This is a genomic window from Allobosea sp. 05T422_2, from assembly GCF_056396265.1.
This window is the reverse complement of sequence record NZ_JBFTLD010000331.1, coordinates 1-6,744: the sequence shown is the minus strand read 5'-3', so window position 1 is coordinate 6,744 and position 6,744 is coordinate 1. Positions and strand designations below refer to the sequence as shown.

The 6,744-nt window shown below is 65.9% G+C and carries 10 protein-coding genes and 1 pseudogene; 2 read left to right on the top strand and 9 right to left on the bottom strand.

Going from position 1 to position 6,744, the window contains the following annotated elements; genetic code table 11:
* The 3 genes from yacG to AC1DJT_RS32850 all read right to left on the bottom strand — a co-directional run.
* The coding region (yacG, locus tag AC1DJT_RS32860) for a DNA gyrase inhibitor YacG (protein WP_476835720.1) at positions 1-118 on the bottom strand (118 nt) is incomplete at its 3' end.
* Positions 111-932 (bottom strand): SDR family NAD(P)-dependent oxidoreductase, encoded by an 822-nt coding sequence (locus AC1DJT_RS32855; protein WP_441507898.1) that lies wholly within the window; start codon positions 930-932, stop codon positions 111-113. The genes AC1DJT_RS32855 and yacG, both read right to left, overlap by 8 nt.
* Positions 933-1,025: 93 nt before the next feature.
* Entirely contained in the window at positions 1,026-1,634 is a 609-nt protein-coding gene (locus AC1DJT_RS32850; RefSeq protein ID WP_441493099.1) for a Maf-like protein, read from the bottom strand.
* A gap of 328 nt (positions 1,635-1,962) precedes the next feature.
* On the opposite strand from AC1DJT_RS32850, the gene AC1DJT_RS32845 reads away from it, so the two are divergent.
* Positions 1,963-2,346, top strand: a complete 384-nt coding sequence (locus AC1DJT_RS32845; protein WP_476835719.1) for a hypothetical protein — start codon at positions 1,963-1,965, stop codon at positions 2,344-2,346.
* Positions 2,347-2,439: 93 nt separating this feature from the next.
* Here AC1DJT_RS32845 and AC1DJT_RS32840 read toward each other — a convergent pair whose 3' ends face one another.
* A complete protein-coding gene (locus AC1DJT_RS32840; RefSeq protein WP_441493064.1) occupies positions 2,440-3,291 on the bottom strand; it encodes a CDP-alcohol phosphatidyltransferase family protein in 852 nt (283 codons plus the stop codon).
* A gap of 95 nt (positions 3,292-3,386) precedes the next feature.
* Positions 3,387-4,085, bottom strand: a complete 699-nt coding sequence (locus AC1DJT_RS32835; RefSeq protein WP_476768794.1) for a phosphatidylserine decarboxylase — start codon at positions 4,083-4,085, stop codon at positions 3,387-3,389.
* A 232-nt stretch (positions 4,086-4,317) separates the two neighbouring features.
* On the opposite strand from AC1DJT_RS32835, the gene AC1DJT_RS32830 reads away from it, so the two are divergent.
* On the top strand, positions 4,318-4,782 hold the full coding sequence (locus AC1DJT_RS32830) for a GNAT family N-acetyltransferase (protein WP_441507900.1): 465 nt from the start codon (positions 4,318-4,320) through the stop codon (positions 4,780-4,782).
* Positions 4,783-4,791: 9 nt separating this feature from the next.
* Here the strand turns inward: AC1DJT_RS32830 and AC1DJT_RS32825 are convergent, their stop codons facing one another.
* The 4 genes and pseudogenes from AC1DJT_RS32825 to AC1DJT_RS32810 all read right to left on the bottom strand — a co-directional run.
* Positions 4,792-5,304 carry a hypothetical protein gene (locus tag AC1DJT_RS32825; protein ID WP_441507901.1) on the bottom strand — a complete coding sequence of 171 codons (513 nt, stop codon included), beginning with the start codon at positions 5,302-5,304 and terminating at the stop codon, positions 4,792-4,794.
* Entirely contained in the window at positions 5,301-5,894 is a 594-nt protein-coding gene (locus AC1DJT_RS32820) for a hypothetical protein (protein WP_441507902.1), read from the bottom strand. Before AC1DJT_RS32820 ends, AC1DJT_RS32825 begins: the two co-directional genes overlap by 4 nt.
* Before the next feature lie 12 nt (positions 5,895-5,906).
* A complete protein-coding gene (locus tag AC1DJT_RS32815; protein WP_476835718.1) occupies positions 5,907-6,398 on the bottom strand; it encodes a hypothetical protein in 492 nt (163 codons plus the stop codon).
* A gap of 99 nt (positions 6,399-6,497) precedes the next feature.
* A pseudogene (locus AC1DJT_RS32810) lies at positions 6,498-6,744 on the bottom strand (metal ABC transporter permease); the annotation flags it as partial.

Here is a 6,744-nt window from a genome sequence, read left to right as displayed (position 1 = left end):
GATCGATGTCGCGGCAGCGTGACGAGCAGAAGGGCCTGAAGCGGTGTACCGCCGGCTTGCCGCAGATCGGGCAGGGTCTTGGCGCCGGCGGGGGTGACGTGTCCTGATTCTCAGCCATATTTGAGCGTGATGCCTCCATCGACCACGAGTTCGATGCCGGTGACATAGCGCGCTTCGTCACTGGCAAGGAAGAGCGCGGCATAGGCCACGTCCCAGGCCTCGCCCATATGACCCATCGGCACCTGCGCATCGCGCGCCTTCCACATCGCGGCGATGTCGCCTTCGCCATAGGCCTGCGCGAGGCCGGCGGAATGCTCGACCATCGGCGTCTTCATCAGGCCGGGCAGGATCGCGTTCACGCGAATCTTCTGCGCCGCGTATTGCACCGCGGTCGTGCGGGTCAGGTGATTCAGCGCCGCCTTTGTGGCGGAGTAACTGGCATAGGGCACGCCGGTGTGGCGAATCGAGGCGATCGAGGAAATGTTGATGATCGAGCCGCCCTCGCCCGTCTCCTCGAACTGGCGCTGCATCACCGGGATGACGTGCTTCATCGCCAGGAAGGCGCTGGTGACATTGACCTTGAAGACGCGCTCCCAGGTCTCCTGCGGCAGATCGACGACGCCGCCGACCTCGGCGATGCCGACATTGTTGTCGAGGATGTCGATGCGGCCATAGCGGCCGAGCGCCTGGCCGACGAGATCGGCGATCGAATCGGCCCGGGTTACGTCGGTCTGGACCGCGAAGGCCTGGCCGCCCTCGTTCTGGATGATTGCCGCCGTCTCCTCGGCGGCATCGCGGTTKAGATCGGCGCAGACCACCCTGGCGCCCTCACGCGCAAAGATCGTCGCGGTTGCCTTGCCATTGCCCCAGCCGGGCCCGATCGAGCCTGCGCCCGCGACGATTGCAACCTTGCCCCTCAAGCGTTCCGTCATCGGCCCCATCCCTGGTTGCGCGCCTTGCGCTGCCGAAGCGGCAGCGGCGACAGGATCGGGATAACCGCAGGTCAGGGCAAGATGCGCTGACGCTCAGCCGACATTCATCCAGCCGAAGCGGATCGGGAAGCCTTCGCCGCCGAGCAGGTTCACCGTCTCGTAGAGCGGCAGGCCGACCACGCCGCTATAGGAGCCGACGAGCTTGACCACGAAGGAGCCGGCAATGCCCTGGATCGCGTAGGCGCCGGCCTTGCCGCGCCATTCACCCGAGGCGAGATACATCTCGAGATCTTCGGTCGAGAGCCGCTTGAAGCGCACGCGCGTCTCGACGATACGGTCACGGATCGCTCCGCCCGGCGTAACCAGGGCTACGCTGGTATAGACGCGATGGGCGCGCCCGGAGAGCATCCGCAGGCAGGCAGCCGCCTCATCGACGATCTCCGCCTTGGGCAGGACACGACGGCCGACTGCGACCACGGTATCGGCCGCCAGGATGTAGCAGCCTTCGAGATCGGGGCGGCTCTTTGCGCCCTCCCGCGCGGCCTGCGCCTTCTCGCGTGCCAGGCGGCGCGAAAGATCGCGCGGCCGCTCGCCTTTCAGCGGTGTCTCGTCCAGATCGGACGGCAGCATGGCGTCGGGCTTCAACCCGGCCTGCTCCAGCAAGGCCAGCCGGCGCGGAGAGGCCGAAGCCAGGACCAGCATAGGCCGCCAGCCGGGCTGCTTGGGAGTGGAGAAGAAACTCAAGGGCGTTCGTCTCTAAGGCTCGCAGGCGCCCATGGCGGACACCCTCCGACCAAGCCTCTAGATCATTTTCGCCGGTTGCGAAATCTCTCTGAACCGCCACGCGCCGAATGCAATCCTGGAGCGCAATACCCATTTCGTTATGTTCACTGCGCATAAAATACGCAGCCTCGCCCTTGCGTTTCAGCCTTTCACTTGACACATTAAAGCCTGCGGCCCGCAGACGCGGCCTCTTTGCGAGGCCGGAGTCCTTTCCGACCTGTCCCGTGTTCCGGAGCCCTTCACCGAAATGACCACATCGACCCGACGTCCGCGTTCCGCTCTGGGAACGGGAGTGGAAGCGCAGGCGCTCGTGAGCAAGGTCATGACGATGCAGGCCGAGGCCGGGCTGACCATCGCGATGCGGATGCCGATCCTGCTCAAGGGCGCGCTCGGCGACCGGCGCGGCCAGCGCGAGGCGACGAAGGCCCTGACCGAGAAGGTTTCCGCGGTGATGGAAAGCGGCCTCGCCGCGAGCCAGGCTGTCAGCCTGTTCTGGTGGGATCTGGCCTTCAGCCCATTCAGCCAGCTCGACATGAGCGAGGCGGTCGCCCGGGCGACCAGCAACACCCWCGAGCCATTCTCGAAACGAACCCGCGCCAATGCGGCGCGGCTGAGCAGCCGCCGCCGCTAGATTATAGCCGGCCCGACACTTTTCCGGCCGATGCTTCAGTGCGTTTGCATCGGCTATCCCGAAAACCGCAAATCCACTTTTCGAGCCGATGCTTTAGTCGGTATCCGACACGGACGCCTTGGCGAGCTCGGACGGAGCTTCCACCAGGCCGGCGTTGTATTCGCGCTCGAGCTTGCGATAGCGCGCAACGCTGATCGGGATCAGCGCGAGATAGGCCAGCACGATCAGCGACAGCATCTCGAAGGGGTAGGCAAAGAGCAGCCCCGCCACCACCACCACCGCGACGAAGAGCGGCAGCACCTTCTCACGCGGCACGCGGGTGCCGAGCGTCTTGCCGGCATAGCAGGGGATGCGCGAAATCGTCAGGAAGGCGATGAACAGGATATAGATCCCGACCAGCAGGGCGCCATATTCCTGCACCGGCACACCGATGAAATGCAGATAGAGCGGCAGCATCGCGGTGATCGCGCCCGCGGGCGCCGGCATACCGACGAAGAAGTTCTTCTGCCAGTCGGGACGATTGGGATCGTCGATCATCACGTTGAAGCGCGCGAGCCGGAGCGCCATGGCGCAGGCCAGCGTCAGCACGATGATCCAGCCGAAGGAGCGCAGATCGTGCAGGACGAAAATCCAGAGCACATAGCCCGTGGCGACGCCGAAATTGACGAAATCCGAGAGCGAATCGAGCTCGGCGCCGAAGCGCGACGTGCCCTTCAGCATGCGCGCCAGGCGGCCGTCGACGCCGTCGAGCGCGGCAGCGATCAGGATGAAGATCGTCGCCGATTCGAGCTTGCCCTCGACCACGAGCCGCATCGCGGTCAGGCCGAGGCAGAGCGCCAGCAATGTGATGACATTGGGCGCGATCAGCCGAAACGGGATCGCCTTGAAGCGCGTGCGCTTCGATTCAGCCTGCTCGGGCTCGAAGGGGGGAAAGAGATCGCTCATGCCAGCCGGAATACGCGGTTTTAGGCCCGGAGGCTAGGAGCAGTCGGCGATCATCCCGGGCGCCGCATCACGGCGCTCCGGGATGTCGAAAGCGCTCAGATTCCGCGGAAGCTGCGCCGTGTTTCGCTGGCCGAGACATCGGCCAGCACGGTCTCGCCGGCGATCGCGGTCTGGCCTTCGCCAACCAGCGGAATCACGCTCGTCGGCAGATAGACGTCGACGCGCGAGCCGAAGCGAATCAGGCCGAAACGCTCGCCCGTCGCAATCGCATCGCCCTCCTTGACGAAGGGCACGATGCGCCGCGCGATCAGGCCTGCGATCTGGACGACGCCGACCGTGCCGGCCGGGGTCTCGATCGCCAGCGCGTTGCGCTCATTGTCCTCGCTCGCCTTGTCGAGCTCGGCATTGAGGAAGAGGCCCGGCGTATAGGCCATCTTGATGATGCGGCCCGAGACCGGGGCGCGGTTCACATGGCAATCGAAGACGTTCATGAAGATCGAGATGCGCGTCATCGGCTCGGCCGGCATGTTCAACTCCGGCGGCGGCAGCGCCGAGGCGATCTGGCTGATGCGGCCATCGGCCGGCGAGATCACCAGCCCCTCGCGTTGCGGCGTGACCCGGATGGGATCGCGGAAGAAATAGCAGACCCAAATCGTGATGATCGCGCCGAGCCAGCCGAAGGGCGACCAAAGATTGGCGAGCACGATCGTCGCCACCAGCGCGATCGCGATGAAGACGTAGCCCTCCTTGTGGATGGGAACGATCACTTTGCGGACGGAATCGACGAGCGACATGGGCAATCCTGTTTGGTCTTGTCAGCGCGTCGGCAGAGTGACGCTCCCCTGCGGCCCGAATGGGGCGGCAGGCATTGCCGCGTGATTTACGGGGTTCGGCGCTCCGGGGGAAGAGGCCGCATGCCGCGCCCCTTGTGGCAGACGAAACTMCGCCTCTTTGCCGCCGCGTCTTCCAGACAGGGCAGCGGAACGGCTAGAAGTGCAGCCATGGCATTGGTGCGGAGTGCGGGACATGGCGGAGGCGGGCGATATCGACACGGCTCTTCTGGCCAGGCTTGGCTGTGACGATGTCAGCCTGCGGCTGAGCAGGAGCTATTCGCCGGAAACCTCGCCCTGGCGCGCCGCCGCCTATCGCTTCGACATCCTGGCCGAGGCTGAGCCCGCCGGCACGATCAGCCTGCGGCCAGGCGCGAGCTATCTCCTGACCCATCTCGCCGGGCAGATCGGCTTTTCCGTCGAGCCAGCCTATCGCGGGCGCGGCCTCGCCGGCAAAGCCGTGACGGCGCTGCTTCCCCTGGCCAAGGCGTGCGGCCTCAGCGAACTCTGGCTGACGACGACGCCCGACAATCTCGCCTCCCGCCGCACGCTGGAAAGGCTCGGCTGTGTCCTCGTCGAAGAGGTCACGATCCCGGAAAACTACGAAAGCTATGCCCGCGGCGAGCGCCTGAAGCTGCGCTACCGGCTGGAGCTGGACTGAGCGTAGCCGTCAGTCGGCCGGGCACTGCCCGACAAGCTCGGCCAGCGCGCTCCGGCCGGATGCAAGGTCGAAATCGGCAGAAACCGCCCCGCTGCCCTGAGCCGGGATCAACACACTCATCTCGGCCCCGCCGAGGATCAATCCGAGTAGGGACGCCGGGCGCGCAACATGCACGGCCCGGTCCGCCCCGACCGCGCCCGCCAGTTCAACCGCCGGCTGACCATCGGCTTGAACGAAGGATGCAGCCGCCCGCCCCGCCTTGCCGAACAGTCCGTCATTGTTCAGCGGCAGAAAGGCGATGGACAGGCTGGCCTCGATGCAGCGGATCGCGAGGCCGACATGGGCCTCTCTATCGCTCAGCACCGCCGCGACATCCTTGCGCCCGCCCTGCCGGTCATTGGTAATGACCACCCAGTTGCCGATTTTCTTCGTGCCGGAGGCCTGCACAGGCATGGCCGACAGCGCCAGGACCAGGCTGGCGCCGAGCCCGAACACCGCTCGCAAGCGCTTCGCTGCCGTCATCGCGTGGCCCCTGAGGGGCGGCTGAGCGCACCGAGCGCCGCCGCCCAGGGCGCAGGGGCCGGCAGCATGACATCCGCCGGAAAATGCGGGAGCAGTTCGAAGGCGAGCCGCTGGCCTGCCCGGTCCTCCTGGACCACGAGAGTATCGAAGCGAAGCAGCTGAGCGGAGGCTCGCGGCAGGACAGCGCCGGCCGCKACAGGCTTGCCCGCAACCATCAGGACGAAGCAACTATCGGCCGGATTCCAGCCCCGCTTCGCTGCGGGGCTCTCGGGCGCGCCGCCCTGCACGAGATATCCGCCCTGCCAGCGTATCGAGAGCGCCTCATCGAGCCGAAGCGGTTGCCGATCGGGAGGAAGTGTCGATTCCAGCGGCGACGGCGACATTCTGAGCAGCGAGCACGTCTGGACGATGCCCGGCCGTCCCGGCTTGACGATCCAGAGCTCCCAGCCCTGCTCCGTCGCGGCAGCGGCCCGGTCCGCGGCCAGGATGGAGAAGAGAAGCGCCCCGGTCAGGCGCAGGCGCTTCAGCATGGTGTCACCGCGGCAGGCAAGGATCGGCCAGTTGCGTGGGAGCGAGCCATCGCCACGCAAGCCACGCAATCCTCAGGCGAGCGCCGTCGGGCTGYGGACGAAGCGGCGCGCGGCGAGATAGGTCAGCACCACGAAGATCAGCAGCACGAGCCCTTCGGCAATCGCGAAGGGCGGCTCTGACTGGGTCGGCGCCATGGCCTGGAGAAACGGCACCTTCATGAAAGCCTGCGCGACCGCAACGAAGATCAGCAGATAGAAGGCGAGCATCGCCGTGACCGCATAGATCCGCCGCCAGGCGCCATCGAGCCTGCGAGCGTAGAGGGCGTATCCGGCAAGGCCGACCAGAATGAGCGAGATCGCACCGACGATATGCGAGGGCAGGAGGCCGTTGAATGGAAAGCCGAAGCCCGTCGCGCTGGTGGCAAACGCGGTGGAGAGGAAAATTCCGGTCCAGCGCGGCCGCGTGTGCCCTTTCAGCATGGCCGCGGCGACGGGAAAACCCGCCACGATGGCGATCAGGCTGAGCCAGGTATGAAAGCCGGTGAAGGTCGTCGGATCGAACATGAGCAGCCCCCGCAATGCTCCACCGGCTTCGTGTGAAGCCGGCGGAGTATAGCATGCAGGAAGCAGGCCGCGTTTGGCGAGAGAATTCCGTCGCCCCGACTACTGCGTCAGGGTCACTCTCACACTCTCTTCTTCTTCCTCGGTCGCGCGCTTCAGCGTCGCCTTGGCCTCGTCGACCTGGCGMTGACGGTTCCAGAGCGCCGCATAGACGCCATCCGCCGCCAGCAACTCGCGGTGATGGCCGCGTTCGACGATCAGGCCCTTGTCCAGCACGATGATCTCGTCGGCATTGATTACGGTCGAGAGCCGATGGGCTATGACCAGCGTCGTGCGCCCCTCGCTGACC